The 20,745-nt window shown below is 59.3% G+C and carries 21 protein-coding genes and 1 tRNA gene; 12 read left to right on the top strand and 10 right to left on the bottom strand.

Going from position 1 to position 20,745, the window contains the following annotated elements; genetic code table 11:
• Positions 1-37: 37 nt before the first annotated feature.
• From betI to betA, 3 genes are all read left to right on the top strand, one after another.
• Positions 38-655 carry a transcriptional regulator BetI gene (gene betI, locus GGD50_RS01780; RefSeq protein WP_107107498.1) on the top strand — a complete coding sequence of 206 codons (618 nt, stop codon included), beginning with the start codon at positions 38-40 and terminating at the stop codon, positions 653-655.
• On the top strand, positions 652-2,121 hold the full coding sequence (betB, locus tag GGD50_RS01775; RefSeq protein WP_107107414.1) for a betaine-aldehyde dehydrogenase: 1,470 nt from the start codon (positions 652-654) through the stop codon (positions 2,119-2,121). Before betI ends, betB begins: the two co-directional genes overlap by 4 nt.
• Before the next feature lie 163 nt (positions 2,122-2,284).
• Complete coding sequence (betA, locus tag GGD50_RS01770; RefSeq protein WP_107107413.1) at positions 2,285-3,934, top strand: choline dehydrogenase; 1,650 nt, start codon at positions 2,285-2,287, stop codon at positions 3,932-3,934.
• A gap of 58 nt (positions 3,935-3,992) precedes the next feature.
• Here betA and GGD50_RS01765 read toward each other — a convergent pair whose 3' ends face one another.
• Positions 3,993-4,439, bottom strand: coding sequence for an RrF2 family transcriptional regulator (locus GGD50_RS01765; RefSeq protein ID WP_107107412.1), 447 nt, complete (start codon positions 4,437-4,439; stop codon positions 3,993-3,995).
• Positions 4,440-4,929: 490 nt separating this feature from the next.
• Between GGD50_RS01765 and GGD50_RS01760 the strand changes: the two genes are divergently transcribed.
• The 6 genes from GGD50_RS01760 to GGD50_RS01735 all read left to right on the top strand — a co-directional run bounded on the left by GGD50_RS01760 (position 4,930) and on the right by GGD50_RS01735 (position 11,917).
• Positions 4,930-5,661, top strand: coding sequence for a phosphoadenylyl-sulfate reductase (locus GGD50_RS01760; protein WP_107107411.1), 732 nt, complete (start codon positions 4,930-4,932; stop codon positions 5,659-5,661).
• Between the two features lie 128 nt (positions 5,662-5,789).
• Complete coding sequence (cysD, locus tag GGD50_RS01755; RefSeq protein WP_107107410.1) at positions 5,790-6,743, top strand: sulfate adenylyltransferase subunit CysD; 954 nt, start codon at positions 5,790-5,792, stop codon at positions 6,741-6,743.
• Between the two features lies 1 nt (position 6,744).
• A complete protein-coding gene (gene cysN, locus GGD50_RS01750; protein WP_107107409.1) occupies positions 6,745-8,229 on the top strand; it encodes a sulfate adenylyltransferase subunit CysN in 1,485 nt (494 codons plus the stop codon).
• A gap of 223 nt (positions 8,230-8,452) precedes the next feature.
• On the top strand, positions 8,453-8,800 hold the full coding sequence (locus GGD50_RS01745; protein WP_107107497.1) for a hypothetical protein: 348 nt from the start codon (positions 8,453-8,455) through the stop codon (positions 8,798-8,800).
• A gap of 428 nt (positions 8,801-9,228) precedes the next feature.
• A complete protein-coding gene (locus tag GGD50_RS01740; protein WP_107107408.1) occupies positions 9,229-10,290 on the top strand; it encodes a porin in 1,062 nt (353 codons plus the stop codon).
• A 562-nt stretch (positions 10,291-10,852) separates the two neighbouring features.
• Positions 10,853-11,917: a 3-deoxy-7-phosphoheptulonate synthase gene (locus GGD50_RS01735; protein WP_107107406.1), complete on the top strand. Its 1,065-nt coding sequence runs from the start codon at positions 10,853-10,855 to the stop codon at positions 11,915-11,917.
• A gap of 106 nt (positions 11,918-12,023) precedes the next feature.
• Here the strand turns inward: GGD50_RS01735 and GGD50_RS01730 are convergent, their stop codons facing one another.
• Positions 12,024-12,803 carry a class I SAM-dependent methyltransferase gene (locus GGD50_RS01730; protein ID WP_107107496.1) on the bottom strand — a complete coding sequence of 260 codons (780 nt, stop codon included), beginning with the start codon at positions 12,801-12,803 and terminating at the stop codon, positions 12,024-12,026.
• A 202-nt stretch (positions 12,804-13,005) separates the two neighbouring features.
• On the opposite strand from GGD50_RS01730, the gene GGD50_RS01725 reads away from it, so the two are divergent.
• Positions 13,006-13,896 (top strand): LysR family transcriptional regulator, encoded by an 891-nt coding sequence (locus GGD50_RS01725; RefSeq protein ID WP_107107405.1) that lies wholly within the window; start codon positions 13,006-13,008, stop codon positions 13,894-13,896.
• On the opposite strand, the gene GGD50_RS01720 is transcribed toward GGD50_RS01725, so the two are convergent.
• From GGD50_RS01720 to GGD50_RS01690, 7 genes are all read right to left on the bottom strand, one after another.
• Positions 13,893-14,291, bottom strand: a complete 399-nt coding sequence (locus tag GGD50_RS01720) for a DUF6314 family protein (RefSeq protein WP_146143979.1) — start codon at positions 14,289-14,291, stop codon at positions 13,893-13,895. The genes GGD50_RS01725 and GGD50_RS01720 overlap by 4 nt on opposite strands.
• 31 nt (positions 14,292-14,322) lie before the next feature.
• Positions 14,323-14,853, bottom strand: a complete 531-nt coding sequence (msrA, locus tag GGD50_RS01715) for a peptide-methionine (S)-S-oxide reductase MsrA (RefSeq protein WP_107107403.1) — start codon at positions 14,851-14,853, stop codon at positions 14,323-14,325.
• Positions 14,850-15,299, bottom strand: coding sequence for a peptide-methionine (R)-S-oxide reductase MsrB (msrB, locus tag GGD50_RS01710; RefSeq protein WP_107107402.1), 450 nt, complete (start codon positions 15,297-15,299; stop codon positions 14,850-14,852). Before msrB ends, msrA begins: the two co-directional genes overlap by 4 nt.
• 188 nt (positions 15,300-15,487) lie before the next feature.
• Positions 15,488-15,985 carry a GAF domain-containing protein gene (locus GGD50_RS01705; protein WP_107107401.1) on the bottom strand — a complete coding sequence of 166 codons (498 nt, stop codon included), beginning with the start codon at positions 15,983-15,985 and terminating at the stop codon, positions 15,488-15,490.
• Between the two features lie 44 nt (positions 15,986-16,029).
• On the bottom strand, positions 16,030-16,827 hold the full coding sequence (locus GGD50_RS01700; RefSeq protein ID WP_245407433.1) for a pentapeptide repeat-containing protein: 798 nt from the start codon (positions 16,825-16,827) through the stop codon (positions 16,030-16,032).
• Between the two features lie 815 nt (positions 16,828-17,642).
• Positions 17,643-18,077, bottom strand: coding sequence for an IS200/IS605 family transposase (tnpA, locus tag GGD50_RS01695; RefSeq protein ID WP_107107399.1), 435 nt, complete (start codon positions 18,075-18,077; stop codon positions 17,643-17,645).
• Positions 18,078-18,225: 148 nt separating this feature from the next.
• A tRNA-Pro gene (locus tag GGD50_RS01690) sits at positions 18,226-18,302 on the bottom strand.
• 305 nt (positions 18,303-18,607) lie between these two features.
• Between GGD50_RS01690 and GGD50_RS01685 the strand changes: the two genes are divergently transcribed.
• Positions 18,608-19,003: a hypothetical protein gene (locus GGD50_RS01685; RefSeq protein ID WP_107107495.1), complete on the top strand. Its 396-nt coding sequence runs from the start codon at positions 18,608-18,610 to the stop codon at positions 19,001-19,003.
• A 191-nt stretch (positions 19,004-19,194) separates the two neighbouring features.
• On the opposite strand, the gene ftsZ is transcribed toward GGD50_RS01685, so the two are convergent.
• Positions 19,195-20,217, bottom strand: a complete 1,023-nt coding sequence (gene ftsZ, locus GGD50_RS01680) for a cell division protein FtsZ (protein ID WP_107107398.1) — start codon at positions 20,215-20,217, stop codon at positions 19,195-19,197.
• A 193-nt stretch (positions 20,218-20,410) separates the two neighbouring features.
• Between ftsZ and GGD50_RS33465 the strand changes: the two genes are divergently transcribed.
• On the top strand, positions 20,411-20,713 hold the full coding sequence (locus tag GGD50_RS33465) for a DUF2293 domain-containing protein (RefSeq protein ID WP_107107397.1): 303 nt from the start codon (positions 20,411-20,413) through the stop codon (positions 20,711-20,713).
• The last annotated feature ends 32 nt before the right edge of the window (positions 20,714-20,745 follow it).

The raw sequence follows: 20,745 nt of genomic DNA, 5'->3' as shown, positions 1-20,745 counted from the left end.
AATCAAAAATACAATGCCTCAAACTCCGAGGTGGTATATGCCGAAAGTCGGAATGGAACCGGTGCGCCGCAAGGCGCTTGTGGATGCGGCGATGCGCGTGATCGGCGATCACGGCTCGCTGACCGTCACCATGTCCGAAATCGCCAAGCAGGCTGGGGTATCTCCTGCCCTCGCCCATCACTACTTCGGCAGCAAAGAACAGTTGCTGATCGAAACCGTCCGGAGTCACTTACAGCGGCTGCGCGACAGCGTGGTGATGGAGCTGAGCGCCGCAAAGACGCCGCGAGAAAAACTGTCCGCCATCATCCGCGTCAGTTTCCAGGCCGATCAATTCGCGCCGGAGACGATTGCCGCGTGGCTCGCCTTCTATGCCGAGGCGCAGCGTTCCGAGGAAACGCGCCGCTTCCTTGTGATCTACGCGAGACGGCTGCGCTCCAATCTGCTTGCCAACCTCAAGGCACTGTGTCCGCACGAAGACGCAGAACGTATTGCCGAAGGCGCAGCCGCGATGATCGACGGCCTCTATATCCGTCAAAGTCTGAGATCGGCGCCGATCAGCATCGAAGCTTCGATCGCGCTCACTGAAGATTACATCAACGCTCTGCTCGCGCCGCTTTCCAAAAAAGGCCGCCCTTCAAAAGGACAGATAAAATGACCCTCAAAGCCCAGCCGAAAGCCTCGCATTTCATCGATGGGGAATATGTCGAGGATACCGATGGCACCGCCATCGAAAGCATCTATCCCGCGACGGGTGAAGTCATTGCTCGGCTGCATGCGGCAACTCCCGCCATCGTCGAGAAGGCGATCGCCAGCGCGAAGCGCGCGCAGCCGGAATGGGCGGCGATGAGCCCGACGGCGCGTGGCCGCATCCTGAAGCGCGCCGCCGAGATCATGCGCGAGCGCAACCGTGAGCTTTCCGAACTGGAAACACTCGACACCGGCAAGCCGATCCAGGAAACGATCGTCGCCGATCCGACCTCGGGCGCCGACAGCTTCGAATTCTTCGGCGGCGTGGCCGCAGCCGGCCTCAACGGTTCCTACATCCCGCTCGGCGGCGATTTTGCCTATACCAAACGTGTGCCGCTCGGCGTCTGCGTCGGCATCGGCGCCTGGAACTATCCGCAGCAGATCGCCTGCTGGAAGGGTGCGCCTGCCCTCGTCGCCGGCAATGCCATGGTGTTCAAGCCTTCCGAAAACACGCCGCTCGGCGCGCTGAAGATCGCCGAGATCCTGATCGAGGCCGGCCTGCCGAAGGGGCTCTACAACGTCATCCAGGGCGACCGCGAAACCGGACCGCTGCTCATCAACCACCCTGATGTTGCCAAGGTGTCGCTGACCGGCTCGGTACCGACCGGCCGCAAGGTCGCCGCATCCGCCGCGGGAAGCCTGAAGCACGTCACCATGGAGCTCGGCGGCAAGTCGCCCCTGATCGTCTTTGACGATGCCGATCTCGACAGCGCCATCGGCGGGGCCATGCTCGGCAATTTCTATTCGACCGGCCAGGTCTGCTCGAACGGCACGCGCGTCTTCGTCAACAGGAAGATCAAGTCCGAATTCCTGAAGCGCCTGAAGGCCCGCACCGAGGCCATGGTGATCGGCGACCCCATGGACGAGGCAACGCAAATCGGCCCGATGGTGTCCTGGGCGCAGCGCGAGAAGGTGCTGTCCTATATCGAGAAGGGCAAGGCGGAGGGCGCCACGCTGGTGGCCGGCGGCGGCATTCCCAACAATGTCGCCGGCGAAGGCTATTACGTTCAGCCGACCGTCTTTGCAGACGTGACCGACGAAATGACCATCGCCCGCGAGGAGATCTTTGGCCCGGTCATGTGCGTGCTGGATTTCGATGACGAGGCAGAGGTGATCGCTCGCGCCAATGCCACCGAATTCGGCCTGTCCGGCGGCGTCTTCACCGCCGATCTCACCCGCGCGCATCGCGTCGTCGACCAGCTCGAAGCCGGCACGCTGTGGATCAACTCGTACAACCTTGCCCCGGTCGAAATCCCCTTCGGCGGCTCCAAGCAATCCGGCTTCGGCCGCGAAAATTCGCTGGCCGCGCTCGAGCATTATTCCGAACTGAAGACGGTCTATGTGGGGATGAGCCCGGTGCAGGCACCTTACTAACGCAACCTCGGGGCTCGACCTCGCCTTTCGAGGTCGCCAACAGCGGCACCTCAGGGTGAGGTCGAGAACGACCAACCGCAAGCGCGAACGATGATCCGCCTCATCCTGAGGTGCTCGCCAAAGGCGGGCCTCGAAGGATCGAGGCGGCCACAGGGAGACAAAAATGCAGGCAGATTTCGTCATCATCGGCTCAGGTTCCGCCGGCTCCGCCATGGCCTACCGGCTGTCGGAGGATGGTAAGAATTCAGTCATCGTGCTTGAATTCGGCGGCAGCGACATCGGCCCGTTCATCCAGATGCCGGCGGCGCTTGCCTGGCCGATGAGCATGAGCCGCTACAATTGGGGTTACCTTTCCGAGCCGGAGCCGCAGCTCAACAACCGGCGCATCACCGCGCCGCGCGGCAAGGTCATCGGCGGCTCGTCCTCGATCAACGGCATGGTCTACGTCAGAGGTCACGCGGAGGATTTCAACCGCTGGGAAGAGCTCGGCGCTCAAGGCTGGGCCTATGCCGACGTACTCCCTTATTTCAAGCGGATGGAGCATTCGCATGGCGGCGAAGAGGGCTGGCGCGGGACCGACGGTCCTCTGCATGTCCGGCGCGGCGATGCCCGCAATCCGCTGTTCCACGCTTTCATCGAAGCCGGCAAGCAGGCGGGCTTTGAGGCGACCGAGGATTATAACGGCGGCAAGCAGGAAGGCTTCGGCCTGATGGAGCAGACGACATGGGCCGGTCGGCGCTGGTCCGCGGCGACGGCCTATCTGAAGCCGGCGCTGAAACGGCCGAATGTCCAACTGATCCGTTGCCTCGCCCGCAAGGTGGTGATCGAAAACGGCCGTGCGACCGGCGTCGAGATCGAGCGCGGCGGCAAGGTCGAGATCGTCAAGGCGAACCGCGAGGTCATCGTTTCGGCCTCCTCCTTCAACTCGCCGAAGCTGCTGATGCTCTCAGGCATCGGCCCCGGCGCGCATCTGCAGGAGATGGGCATCGAGGTGAAGGTGAACCGGCCGGGCGTCGGCGCCAATCTGCAGGACCACATGGAATTCTATTTCCAGCAGACCAGCCTGAAGCCGGTTTCGCTGTATTCCTGGCTGCCCTGGTACATGCAGGGCATTGCCGGGGCGCAATGGATGTTCTTCAAATCCGGCCTCGGAACCTCCAACCAGTTCGAAGCCTGCGCTTTCGTGCGATCCGCACCAGGAGTCAAGCAGCCCGATATCCAATATCACTTCCTGCCGGTCGCTATCAGCTATGACGGCAAGGCGGCGGCGAAGAGCCACGGATTCCAGGCGCATGTCGGCTATAACCTGTCGAAATCACGCGGCGCTGTGACGCTGCGCTCCTCAGATCCCAAGGCCGATCCCGTCATCCGCTTCAACTATATGAGCCATCCGGAGGACTGGGAAAAATTCCGCCACTGCGTGCGGCTCACGCGCGAAATCTTCGGGCAGGAGGCTTTCAACGAATATCGCGGCCCGGAAATCCAGCCCGGACCGGACGTCCAGACCGACGATCAGATCGACGCCTTCCTCCGCGAGCATCTGGAGAGCGCCTATCATCCCTGCGGCACCTGCAAGATGGGCTCGAAGGACGATCCGATGGCCGTGGTCGACCCGGACACGCGCGTTATCGGCGTCGATGGCCTGCGCGTCGCCGACAGCTCGATCTTCCCACATGTCACCTACGGCAATCTCAATGGCCCCTCTATCATGACCGGCGAAAAAGCCGCCGACCATATTCTCGGCAAGCCAAGGCTGGCGCGATCGAACCAGGAGCCCTGGATCAACCCGCGCTGGACGGTGAGCGATCGGTAAGTTCCGCGGGCGATCGAGAAGGAAGCCGGCGAGGAGCATACCGCCAGCCGAAGCCTCATCAAGCCAGCAGCCGAGCGACTTCCGTGGTATTGGGCAGCGCCACTGCATCGGCGATGGTGGTCGAGAACAGGACCTTGCGGGTGGCATCGGCAACCCTGGCGAAAACGTGGCGGATTTCGCAGGTTTGCTCGCCGTCGCAATCGTCGCAGCGACGATAGGCGGTAATGGAAAGACAGGGCAATGGCGCGATCGGCCCGTCGATGATGCGCAGGATCTCGCCGAAGGTGATTTCGTTCGCAGGCTTGCGCAGGAGATAACCGCCCTGTTTGCCGCGACGGCTGATGACGATGCCCTGATGTTTCAGGTCGAGAAGGATCTGCTCCAGAAATTTCTTCGGGATTTTCTGCTGCGCGGCAATATCGGAAATCATAACCGGCTCTCCCGCTTCGGCCTGAGCCAGAGCAGACAGCGCCCGCAACGCATATTTTGCTTTCTGAGTGATCATTTCGAACCGTCTACACACACATACGATGCGCTTACCCGATACATCCGGCCACATCGTTTCGGAACTCTCAATACTTTTACCAAGCTTCCATCCCGCATTTACACGCAGATAATGAAAAGCTTGGGTCGTGCCGGCAACCCAGCCTTGTTTTCATTCTTATCGCTATGCCCACAGTTTAGGGCAAAATTCGGCGTTCCGCATCTTTTTGGCCATCACTTCCGATTTCCGTTTGACAAGCCGCGTGTAACCCTACTATTTCTATAGACATTAAAGCAAGCACTTAGATATGACTAGTCTTATCGGTGCCGCTGCGCCGACCGGCCTCAGAGGGCAAAACGTCTTGGTTAACAGCCGAGGCGGTCGCTTTTCCGCATGGGCGCGGCTTCATGGAGATATTTGCTCTCTATTCCCTCGCTTTCGAAATCCATTTTTCTGTCCGCCCCCCTGACAAGCTGCGATACTCCGGTCCAATATCAGGACAGGATTCTCCATGACTGCCATCAATCTTATCGAAGAAGCCGGAACGCTGAACAGCCGGTTGGCGGCGCTCGATCTCGCGGGCCGTCTGTCTCTGGTCGCCGGCCTCGGCGGCCATGCCGTCTTTACGACCTCCCTCGGGATCGAAGATCAGGTTATCACCGCAGAGATCGGCAATCATCGCCTGCCGATCGAAGTTGCGACGCTGCAGACCGGCCGTCTTTTTCCGGAAACGCTGGCGCTGATCGATGAAACCGAAAGCCAATACGATATCCGCATCACCCGTTACGAGCCGGAACAGGCCGACATCGATGCCTATGCAGAGAAATATGGTCTCAACGGTTTCTATGAGAGCGTCGAAGCCCGTCATGCCTGTTGTGGCGTGCGCAAGCTGAAGCCGCTTGCGCGCGCACTTTCCGGCGCAACGATCTGGGTCACCGGCCTGCGTCGCGGCCAGTCGGCCAATCGTGCCGATACGCCTTTTGCCGAATACGACCCCGAGCGCAATCTCATCAAGGTCAACCCGCTTGCCGACTGGGACATCGACGTGATCCGCGCCTATGTCGCCGACAACAGCGTGCCGGTGAACCCATTGCATCAGCGCGGTTATCCCTCTATCGGCTGTGAACCCTGCACCCGCGCCATCAAACCGGGCGAGCCCGAGCGGGCCGGTCGCTGGTGGTGGGAAAACGACGAGAAGCGCGAATGCGGCCTGCATGTTCATGAGGAAACCGCTGCACAGTGACATCTCCCGCCGGTTCCCGGCACCGGTGTGAGGCGCAGCTAGACCTGCCGCCAGCCTACCGGGAACCAACACATCCTGTTCTTCCGGCCAGCCTCCCGGTCGGAACTATCTGAATTCTGGAGTTAGAAATGCCTGATAGCCGTCCGGATACGGAACTCTCCAATCCGCAGAGCACCAAGCCGCCGCTCGACCCGCATTTGAAGGCGCTAGAAAACGAGTCGATTCACATCTTCCGCGAAGTGGCGGCCGAATTCGAGCGTCCGGTGATGCTGTATTCGATCGGCAAGGATTCCTCGGTGCTGCTGCATCTGGCCCGCAAGGCCTTCTATCCTGGCCGCGTGCCCTTCCCGCTGCTGCATGTGAACACCGGCTGGAAGTTTGCCGAGATGATCACCTTCCGCGACGAGATCGTGAAGAAGTACGACCTCGACCTGATCGAACACATCAATCCGCGCGGCAAGGCCGAAAACGTCACGCCGTTCACCCATGGCTCGGCACGCTATACCGACATCATGAAGACGGAAGCGCTGCGCCAGGCGCTCGATGCAGGTCAGTACGACGCCGCTTTCGGTGGTGCGCGCCGCGACGAAGAGGCCTCGCGCGCCAAGGAACGCATCTATTCCTTCCGCACGCCGGACCATCGCTGGGATCCGCGCAATCAACGGCCGGAACTCTGGAACGTCTATAACGGCCAGATCCGCAAGGGCGAGAGCGTCCGCGTCTTCCCGCTGTCCAACTGGACCGAGGTCGATATCTGGCGCTACATCCAGGCCGAGGACATTCCCATCGTGCCGCTCTATTTCGCCGAAAAGCGTCCGATCGTTGAGCGCGACGGCATGATGATCATGGCCGCCGATCCGCGGCTCGAACTGCTGCCCGGCGAGGTCAAGCGCGAGGAAGTCATCCGCTTCCGTACGCTCGGCTGCTTCCCGCTGACGGGCGCGATCCGCTCGACTGCCACCACCCTCGAAGACGTTATTGCAGAGCTGGAAATCGCCACGGTTTCCGAACGACAGGGCCGCGCCATCGACCGCGACCAATCCGGCTCCATGGAAAAGAAGAAGCGTGAAGGATATTTCTGAGATGACCGCAGCCGCAACCGCAAACGTCGTCACCCTGCCGGCCGCCGAGCCCGCCAAGGCAGTGCGCGACTCGCGCCCGCTTCGCCTGATCACATGCGGCAGCGTCGACGACGGCAAATCCACGCTGATCGGCCGTCTGCTCTGGGACACCAAGGCCGTCAAGGAAGACCAGGCCGCCACGCTGCAGCGCGATTCCACCGGCAAGCAGAACGATCTCGGCCTGCCCGACTTCGCACTTCTGCTCGACGGCCTGCAGGCCGAGCGCGAACAGGGCATCACCATCGATGTCGCCTATCGCTATTTCTCGACCGATAAGCGCTCCTTCATCGTCGCCGACACGCCCGGCCATGAGCAATATACCCGCAACATGGCGACCGGCGCCTCCACCGCCGATCTCGCCGTGCTGCTGGTCGACGCGCGCATGGGCATCCTCGAACAGACGCGCCGCCATGCGACGATCGCTTCGCTGCTCGGCATCAAGCAGTTCGTACTTGCCATCAACAAGATCGACCTGACGAACTACGACCGCGCCGGTTTCGAGAAGATTTCGCATGATTTCCGCGAATTCGCTCTGTCGCTCGGCGTCAAGCAGATCACCGCAATCCCCATGTCGGCGCTGAAGGGCGAGAACGTCGTCTATTCCGGCCAGGCCGCCATGCCCTGGTACACCGGCCCGACGCTGGTCGAGACGCTGGAACTCGCCACCGTGCGTTCGGCACAGGCGGTCGGCTTCCGCCTTTCCGTCCAGCGCGTGTCACGACCGGGCGAAAGCTTCCGCGGCTATCAAGGCACCGTTGCCGGCGGCTCGGTGAAGCCGGGCGACAGCGTCATGATCCTGCCGTCGGGCATGGTCGCCAATGTCTCCAAGATCGTCACCTTCGATCTCGTCCGTAACGCTGCCGTCGCAGGAGACGCGATCACGCTCGTGCTCGACCGGCAGGTGGACGTATCGCGCGGTGACATGATCGTCGCCATCGACAGCCAGCCGCAATCCGGCCTCTCCTTCGACGCGCAGATCGTCGCGCTGCAGCCGGAGGGCATCGAGCCCGGCAAGCGTTACTGGCTGAAGAGCGGCAGCCGTCGCCAGCGCGTGCAGGTGCAGCCGATCGCTCAGCTCGAGCTGAAGACCGGCGCCTGGGCACCTGCACAGGCGCTCTGGATGAACGCGATCGGCAAGGTCCGCCTCTCCTTCGACGAAGCTGCGGTCTTCGATCCCTACGAGCAGAACCGCTCGACCGGCTCCTTCATCCTGATCGACCCCGAAACCAACAACACGGTTGCGGGCGGCATGATCACCGGCAAGCGCGCCGACGTCGGCGGCATTCATAAGGATGGCCAACGGGTACTCCTGTCGCTGCCGGCCGATCTTGCCGACCAGATCATGGCCAGCGAACTCTTCAGCAGCCGCCGCGACGAAACCGAAGTTCGTCGCGTCACCGCAGCACAGGCCGCGGAGATTTGGGCGAACGCCGCCAGCGATATTTGATCGACGGTAAATTGGTGATGGAAAAAGGGGCCGAACGGCCCCTTTTTTTTAGAAAATATTAGCCATAAGCGCCGTTAGCTTTTCGTCGTGCGCAACAATATATTTCCCGAACACATAAAATGTGTGCATCGCAAGATGGTGATCACAACTCATAGCAAACGCGGGAGACTGGAGTTTCAGTCCGCCGCTGCTATACAATAGCCCCATGATATCAGGTCGGTTTTTGAAAATTATCGCGTGGAGCTATATCGCGGCACTGGTTGCCGTGACCCTCGCGCATCTCAATTTACAGGCCGAACTGGGCAATCCCTTCAACATGTATCGTGCCGGCGCACTCTGCGTCGCGGGCATGCTGGCGCGCCTTGCTTATCCGCAATCGCCCTCCTTCACCTGCCTGTTGATGATCGGCAGCGTCTCGGTGCTCGGCTTCTCGCATTTCGTGGCGAATGGAAGTTACGGTTCTCCGATGGATATCATCGTGGACATGTCCGGTGGCCTCTGGGGCATCGCGATCGGCGCCGTCCTTAGCAAGCTGATATCGCCGTCCTCGAAGCGAACCGTTCTGTATTAGTCGGACGGCCCTTCACCTTACATCAATCCAGTTCGCGATGTCGTCAACGGCGTCGACTTGGTCTGCGTGCCGCACACGCACGTTCAGCATTGAACTTCCGCGACTTCCAAGAGCGCGCTGCAGCCGGAACAGATTTCCTAATCCGAAGTGATTATTACGTAGATAGCATTACGGGAACCTTACATTTCGGTAACCTTACTATCTGTATTTGCAGATGTGGCTTTCCTGCAACTTAAAATGAAAAATCAAGAAAACGTCATTCTGTGAAAAATATATCATATTACTTTGAAGGAATTCGGTCTTAATGACGAACAGAAGCGGGTGGGGCCCGTTTCTCCCGAGTCGGGGTTTTTAACAGGGATAGGGTGAGGCACGTCGGTTTTTCGGCGCGATGGCCTGTGCCCAATCTATATTGGATTGGAGTTTTTATGAATATCAAGAGCCTTCTTCTCGGCTCCGCTGCTGCCCTCGCAGTAGTTTCAGGCGCACACGCTGCTGACGCTGTTGTTGCTGCTGAGCCGGAACCGCTCGAATACGTCCGCATCTGCGACGCATACGGCGCCGGCTATTTCTTTATCCCGGGCACTGAGACCTGCCTCAAGATCGGCGGCATGGTCCGTACCGAAGGCAAGTGGTACAACGCCTACAACCCGGCTGACCGTTTCGGCACGCTGTGGCACACCCGCGCTCAGTTGAGCGTTGACACCGCAAGCGACACCGAATTCGGTCCGCTGAAGACCAACACCATCTACCGTTGGGATTGGCAGGAAGGTGGCTCGACCACCACGAAGCTCCTGTTCGCCAACATCAGCCTCGCTGGCTTCACCGTTGGTAAGCTCGACTCGCAGTATAACCTGTACATGGGTTATGCCGGCAACGTCATCAACGACGACGTGGTCTATGACGGCCCGTACGAACTCAACCAGTTGACCTACAACTACGACGCAGGCAACGGCTTCACCGCTGTTATCTCGCTCGAAGACTCCAACTCCGGTTCGGGCGCCAAGGGCGTCAACGGCGAAGACAGCTCCGACCATTACGCTCCGGACGTTGTTGCCGGTGCTGGTTATAAGGCTGGCAACTTCGGCTTCAAGATCGTCGGCGGTTATGACTCGATCGTTGAAGAAGGCGCTATCAAGGCTCGCGCCGATGCCGACTTCGGCGTCTTCAAGGCGTTCGTCATGGGCGGCTGGAACACGGACGGCGACAAGCTGAACAAGTACGCCAGCGCAAACGGCGCCGGCCCGGCCAAGGGCATCGGCTGGGGCGATTGGGCTGTTTGGGGCGGCGTCACCGTTCCGTTCAACGACAAGCTCCAGGCCAACGCTCAGGTTGCTTACACCGACTCGAAGATCTTCGCAGCTACCGCCAACCTTCGTTGGAACCCGGTCAAGAACCTGCTGGTTCAGCCGGAAGTTTCCTACACCAACTGGGACTCCATCAACCAGGACCAGTGGGCTGGCGTTCTGCGCTTCCAGCGTAGCTTCTAAGACCTCGTTTCTGAGATCTGATCTGACTTGACCCCTGATCGGATGGGGGCCGGTCCAACTTCCAGCGAAGTTGGGCCGGTCCTTCCGAGTTAGGGTATTCTTACATTTTAGAGCAACTACCAACCGGATGCATCACATCCGGAGGTAGATTTTTATTTTCGTCATATTATATATAATGATATTCTCATTTGCATGACCTGACCTCTCCAATGCCAGGACAATGGCATTGTTTCGGGGGCACTGTCCGCAGAGGGCCAAGAAGCTGCAAGCAGTTCTCGGAAGGTCTTGAAGCAAAAGCGAGAAGCCTCCGCCCACAACGAAGGTTGTGATGATGCGCTGCGAAAGTATCAACATTATCGACAAGCCGTCTTTTTTGTCGTAGAGAGGCCGCATGTCATTCACCTGCGCAAATGCCTCGCGATTTTATTCGTACCGCTGCTCTCAGCGGAGGCGGGCGCGTGCGTAGGTAAAATCGACGCAACGACATAGACCCGAACAGCCGCTAGTCCTACCTGGCGGCTTTTTTGTCGGCACGGTATGACCCCAAAAAGGAACCGATACCGTGTTGAATTCCACTGATGATTTGCGAATTGTCGAGATCACTGCCCTCACCTCGCCCTCCCGTATCATAGAGGAGATCCCGCGGGATGAGGCCGTCACCACAACCGTGACGGAAGCGCGTAGCGCCGTCCATCGCATCCTGAACAATGACGACGATCGATTGATCGTGGTGATCGGCCCCTGCTCCATCCACGACCCTGTCGCAGCGCGCGACTATGCCGCCCGCCTGAAAGAACAGCGCGACCGGTTCGCCGACGATCTCGAAATCATCATGCGGGTCTATTTCGAGAAGCCTCGCACCACGGTCGGCTGGAAGGGCCTCATCAACGATCCTCATCTCGACGGAAGCTACCGCATCGAAGAGGGATTGCGCATCGCCAGAAGCCTTTTGATCGACGTCAACGAGATCGGGCTGCCCGCCGGCTGCGAATATCTCGACACGATCACGCCGCAGTACATTTCCGATCTGGTAAGCTGGGGTGCGATCGGTGCAAGGACGACCGAGAGCCAAGTGCATCGCCAACTCGCGTCTGGCCTTTCATGCCCGGTCGGCTTCAAGAATGGCACGAATGGCGATGCAAGGATCGCGCTCGATGCGATCGTGGCGGCCTCGCAGCCGCATCATTTCCCGGCGGTGACCAAGGAAGGCCTTGCAGCGATTGCCTCGACACGCGGCAACGAGGATTGCCACCTCATTCTGCGCGGCGGCAAGCAACCCAACTACGACGCGGCCAGCGTGCAGGCAGTATCGGCGCAGGCTCAGCAGGCCGGACTTGATCCGCGGATCATCATCGATGCCAGCCATGCCAATAGCGGCAAGAACCCCGAGAACCAGCCGATGGTCGTCAGCTCCGTCGCAGAGCAGATATCTGCCGGCGACCGTCGCATCAAAGGCATGATGATGGAGAGCAATATCGTCGGCGGCCGCCAGGATCTGGTGCCCGGTAAAGCGCTGGTCTATGGCCAAAGCATCACCGACGGCTGCATTGATTGGCCAACGTCCGTCCGCACGCTGGAGGAACTGGCCCGAGCCGCACAAACACGGCGGCGGATGGCCCGCCAATAGCATTTCCGATCAAGGGGTCGTTCACCGATATACATTGGTGAACGACCACCGGTCGCTTTCAAGCTTGCCCTCACCAGGCGCCTCAGGACAAGCCTCCTCCTCCGTTTCAGGATCGCCTACCGACAATCAGTTTTAGCGATCCCTCGAATTCCGGCTGCGCACGCAGATGCCCGTATTTGGCATCCCATGTACCGTCCTTGAGATCGCGTCCGAGATCGAAGGCGAAGCGGTCGCCGATCGAAGCATCGACGAAACTCCAGGCCGAGTTGGCGAGACGGGCACCCGGCTCCAGCAGGCGTTCCGGGCGCCCGTAATAGGCCTCGCCGAAACCGTCCGTGCAATGGAGCGGGATCGGCACCGGAATGACTTTGGCATTGCCTCCCAACCCCTCGCTGATGGTCGCTATCTGCGGGTAGCGGCGTGCCTCCACCGCGATCACTTCCGGCGCATAGTCAACGAGCCAGAAGCGATCGAGTTCGTCCGGATCGGCGGTGAGGATCAGGACGGGACCGCGCGTCACCCGCCGCATCTCAGCAAGCCCTGCCGCCAGATCGGACCACTGATGCACGGTGAATGTCGCCATGCAGGCATCGAAACTGCCATCAGCAAAGGGAAGCTTCTCGCCAGTGGCGTCAATGGCTGCAGGCAGATGCACCGGCCGCTGCGCCCGCATCGATGCAGACGGCTCAACCGCCGTCACCGCGCGATCAACGGGCTCATAGGAGCCGGCGCCAGCACCGACATTGAGGACGCTGCGGGCATCGCCCAAGGCGGCCTGGATGAACGCCGCAATATGCGGATCCGGCTGGCGATATTTTGCGTAATTCGTGCCGATCACGCCGTAGTTCGCGTCACCTGCGCTGCCGTCCTGATGTCTGCTGGCCATCATCTCTTCATCCTCATTGTCTGGCTGGGCTGAGCAGCCTCGCGGTTCGTCAAGCATAGCGTTGCCATCGCCGAAAATGCTCGCGCATTCCGAACGTCATTGTTCCCTCAATGGGAAAATTTACATTGTAAGCAGGACAAAACATTATGGCGCACAGGAAGAAAACCGATATGATCGAACAAAAGCTGTTCGGAAATCTCACATGGCCCGCCGCATCCCATCCCTTAACGCCTTACGTGCCTTCGAAGCCGCCGGCCGGCATGGACGGATGACGCTGGCGGCGGACGAGCTAAACGTGACGCATAGCGCCGTCAGCCGGCAGATCCAGCATCTCGAGGATGTGCTGGGTGTGCCGCTATTCGAGGGGCCGAAGAACAAACTACGGTTGACGGAGGCAGGCTCGACCCTGTTGTCGGGCTTGGTCTCCGCTTTCGATCAGATCGATATGTCGGTGCGGTCGGTAGCCGATACGGAAGACGGATCACTCGACGTCTCCTGCCCCGGCACCTTTACCATGCGCTGGCTGATCCCGCGGCTTTATCGATTTCAGGCCGAGTATCCCAATATCGAAGTCCGCCTGACGGCATCGTCCCGTCCTGTCGATTTTGCGCGCGACGGCTTCGATGTTGCGATCCGGGTCGGGGCGGCACCCTGGCCGCAGGGCGCGGAGGTCATCGCGTTGTTTCCGGAGCAGACAGGCCCCGTTCTTTCCCCTTCCCTCGAAAGAACCGCCTCCGAAAATTTCGCTGGCGTTCCGCAGCTTCATACCAGAACCCGCCTTCGCGCCTGGGGTGACTGGCTGTCGCGGTCTGGCGCGCCGGTCGAGGCCGGAGGGCGCGTGGAATATGAGCATTTCTACTTCATGCTGGAGGCTGCCAGTGCCGGCCTTGGCGTCTGCGTAGCACCTTGGCCCTATGTGACCGACGACATCCGCTTCGGCCGCCTCGCCGCGCCCCTGGGCTTCATCGACAGCGGACATCATTACGTGGCGCTGCGGCGTGCCCGGCGCAATCGAAAATCGGTCCTGTTCTGCGAATGGCTGCAGAAGGAAGCGCAGGCATTTTCAGCCTCGCATCCCGCCCTGACGAGTTAGGCGCGGCGATAGTGAGCCAGACTCACATAGTGCTTTCGTGGCCCTTGCACATGCCATATCTCGGCCCAGGCATCCGGCCCGCGAAAGAAGAGACGGCCGCGATAGAGATCGGGGCCACATTGATGGACAAAGCGCTGCGAGGCGCCATTTCCGATGCGAATGAATTCGGTGAGGTCGGGGAAATTGACGGTGACATGCCCGGCCTCGCTATCCAGCCGGTAGGTACGGCTGCTCCTAAGCGTCGCATGGTCCATCATCGTGTCGCCATGCTCCTCGAACTGGTGCGGCGTGACGAATGCCTGTCCTTCGAAGAGGATAAGGGAGGCGTTGAGGCGGTCGATGACCTTCCGCCTCACGTCCCACGTGCCGAGATAGGGTCTCAGCCGTTCATCCATGACCGCCCCCGGCGGCCAACGCATCCGTCATTCAGGAAGCCGCGCGCTGCGTAGTAGCATCGGACTGCCGGGCCGGCAGCTTCCAGCCGGGGCGAACGAAATGGCAGGTATAGCCGTTCGGGATGCGCTCCAGATAATCCTGGTGCTCCGGTTCGGCTTCCCAGAAATCGCTTACCGGCGTCACTTCGGTGACGACCTTGCCCGGCCAGAGACCGGAAGCGTCGACATCGGCGATCGTGTCCAGGGCGACCCGCTTCTGCTCGTCGCTCGTATAGAAGATCGCCGATCGATAGCTCAGGCCGACATCGTTACCCTGGCGGTTGCGTGTGCTCGGATCATGGATCTGGAAGAAGAATTCCAGAAGGTCGCGATAGCTGATCTTCTCGGGATCGAAGGTGATCTCGATCGCTTCCGCATGGGTGCCGTGGTTGCGATAGGTCGCATTGCGGACGTCGCCGCCGGTATAGCCGACGCGCGTCGATATGACGCCGTTATAGCGGCGGATGAGGTCCTGCATGCCCCAGAAACAACCGCCGGCGAGAACTGCACGTTCCGTAGTCATCGGATATCCTCCACTTGGTCGAGATAGGCGCCATAACCCTCGGTTTCCATGCGATCACGATGCACGAAACGGAGGGAGGCGGAGTTGATGCAATAGCGCAAACCGCCGCGATCCTCCGGCCCATCCGGGAAGACATGGCCGAGATGGCTGTCGCCATGGATAGAGCGCACCTCGGTGCGCAGCATGCCGTGCGAGATGTCGGTAAGCTCGTTGATATAGGCAGCTTCGATCGGCTTGGTGAAGCTCGGCCAGCCGCAACCCGAATCGAACTTGTCGGACGAGGCAAACAGCGGCTCGCCCGATACGATGTCGACATAGATGCCGGGCTGCTTATTGTTCAGATATTCGCCCGTGCCCGGACGCTCGGTACCGCTTTGCTGCGTCACGCGGTACTGCTCGGGAGACAGCTTCGCTATAGCCTCGGAAGTCTTGCTGTAGTTCTGCATTCCTGTTCTCCTTACCCTCAGACGCATATTTCGAACTCAGCCAGGTACTACGAGAGAACACTGGATATCGTTACAGACATCAAGCTCGATGAGCGTCGCGGGAGTGGTTGCGACGGAAATATAGGTATGGAGCAAGGGATTTGCCATATCGCACACAGCAGCGTGATGCGCCGGCCATCTAGCGGCGATCATTCATCCCAGTCGCAGGCAGCGGTAAAAATAGCCGCCAAGGCCTCAATGCCGGCCTGGTCGTCGGCGTCGAAGCGGCGGGGGAGCGGGCTGTCCAGATCGATGACGCCGAAGACATAGCCTTCGCGAAACAGCGGCACCACCAGCTCCGACCGGGAGGCGGCATCGCAGGCGATATGACCCGGGAAAGCATGCACGTCTTCGACAAGGATCGACCGCTCCTCCTCGACCGCCGTCCCGCAGACGCCGCGGCCGACGGCAATGCGCACGCAGGCCGGCTTGCCCTGGAACGGCCCGAGCACGAGTTCGTCATCCGACTGCAGGAAATAGAAGCCGGCCCAGTTGAGGTCCGGTAGCATCTGATAGATCAGCGCCGAGGTGTTGGCGGCGTTGGCGATCGGATCGGACTCACCGTCAAGCAGCGCCTGCAACTGGCCGGCAAGTTCGCGGTAGAATTCAGGTTTGCTGCCGTGCTGGATCGTCTTTTCTGTAAACATCGGATTGCTGCCTTTCGGTTATGTCGTTACCGGCCGGATTGTTTTCAGTCCTTGTCGTCGGGCGGACAGGGCCAGCCTTCCGGCGTTTTCAGCCCGGCGGGCAACTTGGTCGCTTGATCGCCGCAGGCAAGATTGATCTGCTGTTGCTCCAGGCCGGTGGCGGCCGAGAGATCGAGCCCTTCGATACGCGTCAGATACATGAAGGCGCCGCTAAAGGCGACCGGACCCTTGATCGTCGCGCCGCTCAGAGCGGCGCGGGAAAGATTGGCGAGTGAAAAATTGCTCCCCGTCAGCACCGCCTTGTCGAAATCAGCGCGGCCAAGCTCGGCCTTCTGAAAATCCGCGTTGGTAAGCTGCGCGCCGCTAAATTCCGCCCGTTGCAGCTCGGCACTGGCGAATCTGGCGCCGTTGGCCAGGACATTGGTGAAATCGGAGCGGTATGCTTCGATTCTCGAGAAATTCGCCGCCTCAGCCCGCGCATTCTTCAACCACGTGCGCACCAGCGTTGCCTTCTCCAGATTTGCCAGTGTGAGATTGGCGTTGCTAAGGTCGGTGCTGTCGAAATGAGCACCGACAAGATTGGCTCCGTGCAGGTCGGCGCCCTGCAGCATAATATTGTTTTTGCTGCATTCGCTCCAATCGAGACCGGGCGAAGCCACGCTGCCGCAATCGCCGGCTCGTGCAGAATTGTGGGCGCCGGATGCGAGCAGGATTGTCACTGCCAGCGCCAGCCCGGAAAGACCGGCAACGACGCCCCTATCCCTCGCTGCAAACCAATTCAAAGCCGCGCCGCCGGCATTTCGTCCCCGCCAAGACCGCATCCTTGTCCCTCGCTTCTTCATGCGGGCGCCTCCTCAGCATCGAGTCAACCACCCCGCTCCAATTTTGTATATAGGTGTTTTTCGCCCACGAAAAACGCCCCTGCCACAAAAGGATATCTGTTGCCGCAGCCGTTATCAGCGGTTCGTTGCGAGGATAAAAACCCGTGAGCCACGGATAAGCAAAATCGGCAAATTCGGGAACAGCGCCGCGCCCAGGGAGCAAAGCTGCCCGAAACGAGAAGTGGCCTGGTCGAGGGAAACGACCAGGCCACCATGGGCGCAGATTGGAGGTCAATCTAATCTAGCAAGCTAATAGTAAGTCAGACTTAGCTTTTGTCAACAAGCATGTGGTGGGGCGTTCCTATCGCCGCCACACAGGCAATTCTCACATCGGTAAACTCAAATAGTGACAAAAAATTGGGCCGCCTTTCGGGGACGAGGGGGCGGCCCAGTGGCTACCGGAGCAGCCACGTAGGCGGAGAGTCGCCTAACGGTTAGATAATATCATTAAATTTTTGAATCTCAACGAAACTATTTTAATTAGTTGAATTGAATTTTAACTAAAGAGCCTAGACCTAAACGTCTAAACCATTCGGCCTCAGAACCGGTCGGACAAACTATTCTCACCGACAGCTCATCCGAAAAGCACCGCATCAAGGCTGGCCAAGTCTCTTACCTCCTGATCAGGCCGCATAGCGCCACGCCCAGACGAGCCGGACGTTAAAAGAAATAATCGGTGAAGAATTCGGCTCTGACGTCCGAAAAGTCATGACCTCCACCAGAGGTGGAGGTTTGAAACGCTGCGCTTGAACCGCTAGAAGCGGTTTTGCTATAGGTTAGTAGCTAGGATTAAAGAGGTCGGCAAAGTCGGAAGCTTTGTCGGCCTTTTCTTGATTACGGATATAGCGTCTGACGACCTGCTCATCGTAGCCAGTCGTGGACACGAAGTACCCACGCGCCCAAAAGTGATATCCCTTGTAGCGCCGCTTGCGGGCACATTTGTTGGCAACGTAAAGCGCCGTCTTGCCCTTCAAGAAGCCGACAATGTGCGACACCGAATATTTCGGCGGGATCGATATCAGCATATGCACATGGTCGGGCATCAGGTGCCCTTCCTCGATCCGGCAATCCTTTTGCAGAGCAAGCCTATGCAAAAGGTCACCCAACTCACGGCGCACGTCCCCGTAGAGTCTTTTCGTGCGGTATTTACTCGCGAAGACCACGTGATATTTGCAGTCCCACGTCGCATGTGATTGCGAGCGTTCATCCATAAAACCTCCGTTTCATGTCTCGGCCAGCCTAGCGGTCCAAGCACGGAGGTCTCTCAATTACTATGTAGAACTCGTCCAGTCCTCCACCGAAGGTGGAGGTTTATCTTGCTCACAACGAAAAAAGCCCGCGAATGCGGGCTTTTCAAGCTGGTCGGAGTGGAGTGATTCGAACACTCGACCCCCACGTCCCGAACGTGGTGCGCTACCAGACTGCGCTACACTCCGTGACCAGCGGCGCTTCTATAGACCAGCCATTTTTGATGCACAAGCACCAAAATCAAAAAAACCATTCGATTTTTGACGAAAAGATTACAAAGGCAATTGCTTAGAAAATCGGCAGGAAAACAGGTGGCAAACCGGCCGACGTGCGTAAGACGCAACACATTCAGCAAAATCCCACTTTGTACACGCGGATGGGAATTTTCTTTTGCCGGCTTTGGCGCTAAAGCCTTAGCGGGACAGGCGGAAAGGTCGTGGGACAGCGGCGCTTCCGCAGCCGATTGCGAGACAGAAGCTTCAAGGACGATACGATGAATATCCGCATGATTACCGCGGCGGGGCTGTTGCTGGCCCTGGCCGGCTGCACGACCACAAGCACAGCTCTTCCGACGATTGCGAGCAACCCGGTTCAGGACCGTTGGGAAGGCCAGTCGGCCGGCCGGTTCTTCGCCTCCTTTGGTCCGCCGCTTTCCGACCGCGACGAAGGCGGCAACCGCGTCTACACCTGGCGCGGCGGCTACAAGACGGTCAGCGTTGGCGGCAAGAAGGGTGCAAAGAAGGGCAAGCTCTATCTTAGCTGCAAGGCCGATATCGTCACCAACCAGAGCTATGTCATCCGCTCGATCCACATCCTCGGCGACCAGCCTGGCACCAACGGCTCCTCTTACTGCGCCGAACTGCTGGCACCGCCGGAAAAGGCAAGCTGAGCCTCGAAATATCGAGGACGGAATATCGCAGGCGGCTCGAAAGGGTCGCCTGTTTTCGTTTGGTGAACTCGAGCGGTTCAGCGTTCCACGGAATCGCTTTCCCGCTCTATCCCATTGTTTTGACGCATTCCGGATGGAAAGCGGCTCACGCACTTTTCCTGGAACTGCTCTCGGCATCGAAATTACGCGTGCTATTGCAGCGTAGGCTTTGGCTCCATATCCAGAGCGAAAACTCCCATCGGATCAGGGAGTGAGCTACCTTCCAATCCGGTCGCCACGACGGAGAGCCGGAACCTGCCGTCAAGATTGGGGTCGAAGATCGCACCGATGACGATTTCCGCGTCACTTTGCACCTCGTCGCGAATGCGGCTCGCGGCTTCGTCGACCTCGAAGAGCGTCATATCCGAACCGCCGGAGATCGAGACCAAGACACCCTTGGCGCCTCGCATCGAAACGTCATTCAGCAACGGGTTCGCGATTGCAGCCTCAGCCGCTCTCATCGCCCGGTCGTCCCCCGTGGCTTCGCCCGTGCCCATCATCGCGCGGCCCATGCCACGCATGACCGATTTCACATCGGCGAAATCTAGATTGATCAGGCCTTCCTTGACGATGAGATCGGTGATGCATCCGACGCCGGAATAAAGCACGCGATCAGCAGTCATGAAGGCATCCGCGAACGTGGTCTTTGCATCGGCAATGCGAAACAGATTTTGATTGGGAATGACGATGACCGTATCGGCTGCCTGCCGCAGCGCCTCGATGCCGAGTTCCGCTGTCTTCATGCGGCGATTGCCTTCGAATGTAAACGGTTTCGTGACAACGCCGACGGTCAGGATGCCGGCCGAGCGGGCAGCATGAGCGATGACCGGTGCGGCACCGGTCCCTGTTCCGCCGCCCATTCCGGCGGTGACGAAGCACATGTGCGAGCCGCTGAGATGATCCATGATCTCATCGATCGACTCCTCGGCAGCCGCGTGGCCAACTTCCGGCAGCGAACCGGCACCGAGACCTTCCGTTACATTTGCTCCGAGTTGGATGCGGCGTGATGCCTTCGATGTCGCGAGGACCTGAGCGTCCGTGTTGGCCGCGATGAAGTCTACACCCGCCAAATTTTCAGCAATCATATTGTTGATCGCGTTACCGCCACCACCGCCCACGCCAATGACAGTAATGTGTGGTCTTAGGCCTGCAATGGCGCTCTTGGCATCCGTCATGTTCCACTCCCCTCATTCGTCTTGATCGCACGTCTGTCGCTTCGAACAGCGATTCGCGCGTCATCGTAGAGTCGCAACAAGGCGTTGGCGGGGCAATGGAGTTTGCGCAGCCGAATGCGAGACGGAAGCTCAAGGGCGCTACGATGAATGATATTTCTTAGCTGCGAAGTCGATATTGTCACCAACCAGAGCCATGTCATCGCGCGGCCCACATGCGCGAGCATTTTCGAGGTTGTCCCGAGGTGGCGATCTTTTTCTACGCATACAAAATCTGCGCAGTCCCGAAGAATTGGCAGGCGCTACGATTGCAGAAGCAGTCGATCTGACGATGCAGAACCATCTACGCCACGAGTTCACCGACCATGATCAACTGCTAATGGTAGGTATCCGGCGAAAGGAGGCTCGCCGCAGGGGGCCAGCCGAAGATAGACGCGATGATAGCATTGTGGAGGAAGCTCGACATCCTTACCCACTAATTGCGGCTCGACCGCTTTGATCGGCGGGCTTTTCTTTTGTCTCGCAACAGGC

Origin of the sequence: Martinezella paranaensis, assembly GCF_014200235.1 — a bacterium.
GTDB classification, from domain to species: domain Bacteria; phylum Pseudomonadota; class Alphaproteobacteria; order Rhizobiales; family Rhizobiaceae; genus Rhizobium; species Rhizobium paranaense.
This window is presented reverse-complemented; position numbering and strand designations above follow the sequence as displayed.

What these genes read in the sequence shown, in the direction of transcription:
- GGD50_RS01740 (WP_107107408.1), top strand. Translation starts at nt 9,229, where the DNA reads ATGAATATCAAGAGCCTTCTTCTCGGCTCCGCTGCTGCCCTCGCAGTA.
- GGD50_RS33465 (WP_107107397.1), top strand. Translation starts at nt 20,411, where the DNA reads ATGTCATCGCGCGGCCCACATGCGCGAGCATTTTCGAGGTTGTCCCGA.
- cysN (WP_107107409.1), top strand. Translation starts at nt 6,745, where the DNA reads ATGACCGCAGCCGCAACCGCAAACGTCGTCACCCTGCCGGCCGCCGAG.
- GGD50_RS01760 (WP_107107411.1), top strand. Translation starts at nt 4,930, where the DNA reads ATGACTGCCATCAATCTTATCGAAGAAGCCGGAACGCTGAACAGCCGG.
- GGD50_RS01700 (WP_245407433.1), bottom strand. Translation starts at nt 16,827, where the DNA reads ATGAAGAAGCGAGGGACAAGGATGCGGTCTTGGCGGGGACGAAATGCC.
- GGD50_RS01730 (WP_107107496.1), bottom strand. Translation starts at nt 12,803, where the DNA reads ATGGCCAGCAGACATCAGGACGGCAGCGCAGGTGACGCGAACTACGGC.
- GGD50_RS01685 (WP_107107495.1), top strand. Translation starts at nt 18,608, where the DNA reads ATGAATATCCGCATGATTACCGCGGCGGGGCTGTTGCTGGCCCTGGCC.
- cysD (WP_107107410.1), top strand. Translation starts at nt 5,790, where the DNA reads ATGCCTGATAGCCGTCCGGATACGGAACTCTCCAATCCGCAGAGCACC.
- GGD50_RS01765 (WP_107107412.1), bottom strand. Translation starts at nt 4,439, where the DNA reads ATGATCACTCAGAAAGCAAAATATGCGTTGCGGGCGCTGTCTGCTCTG.
- GGD50_RS01725 (WP_107107405.1), top strand. Translation starts at nt 13,006, where the DNA reads ATGGCCCGCCGCATCCCATCCCTTAACGCCTTACGTGCCTTCGAAGCC.
- betA (WP_107107413.1), top strand. Translation starts at nt 2,285, where the DNA reads ATGCAGGCAGATTTCGTCATCATCGGCTCAGGTTCCGCCGGCTCCGCC.
- ftsZ (WP_107107398.1), bottom strand. Translation starts at nt 20,217, where the DNA reads ATGACGGATGCCAAGAGCGCCATTGCAGGCCTAAGACCACACATTACT.
- tnpA (WP_107107399.1), bottom strand. Translation starts at nt 18,077, where the DNA reads ATGGATGAACGCTCGCAATCACATGCGACGTGGGACTGCAAATATCAC.
- msrB (WP_107107402.1), bottom strand. Translation starts at nt 15,299, where the DNA reads ATGCAGAACTACAGCAAGACTTCCGAGGCTATAGCGAAGCTGTCTCCC.
- msrA (WP_107107403.1), bottom strand. Translation starts at nt 14,853, where the DNA reads ATGACTACGGAACGTGCAGTTCTCGCCGGCGGTTGTTTCTGGGGCATG.
- betB (WP_107107414.1), top strand. Translation starts at nt 652, where the DNA reads ATGACCCTCAAAGCCCAGCCGAAAGCCTCGCATTTCATCGATGGGGAA.
- betI (WP_107107498.1), top strand. Translation starts at nt 38, where the DNA reads ATGCCGAAAGTCGGAATGGAACCGGTGCGCCGCAAGGCGCTTGTGGAT.
- GGD50_RS01705 (WP_107107401.1), bottom strand. Translation starts at nt 15,985, where the DNA reads ATGTTTACAGAAAAGACGATCCAGCACGGCAGCAAACCTGAATTCTAC.
- GGD50_RS01720 (WP_146143979.1), bottom strand. Translation starts at nt 14,291, where the DNA reads ATGGATGAACGGCTGAGACCCTATCTCGGCACGTGGGACGTGAGGCGG.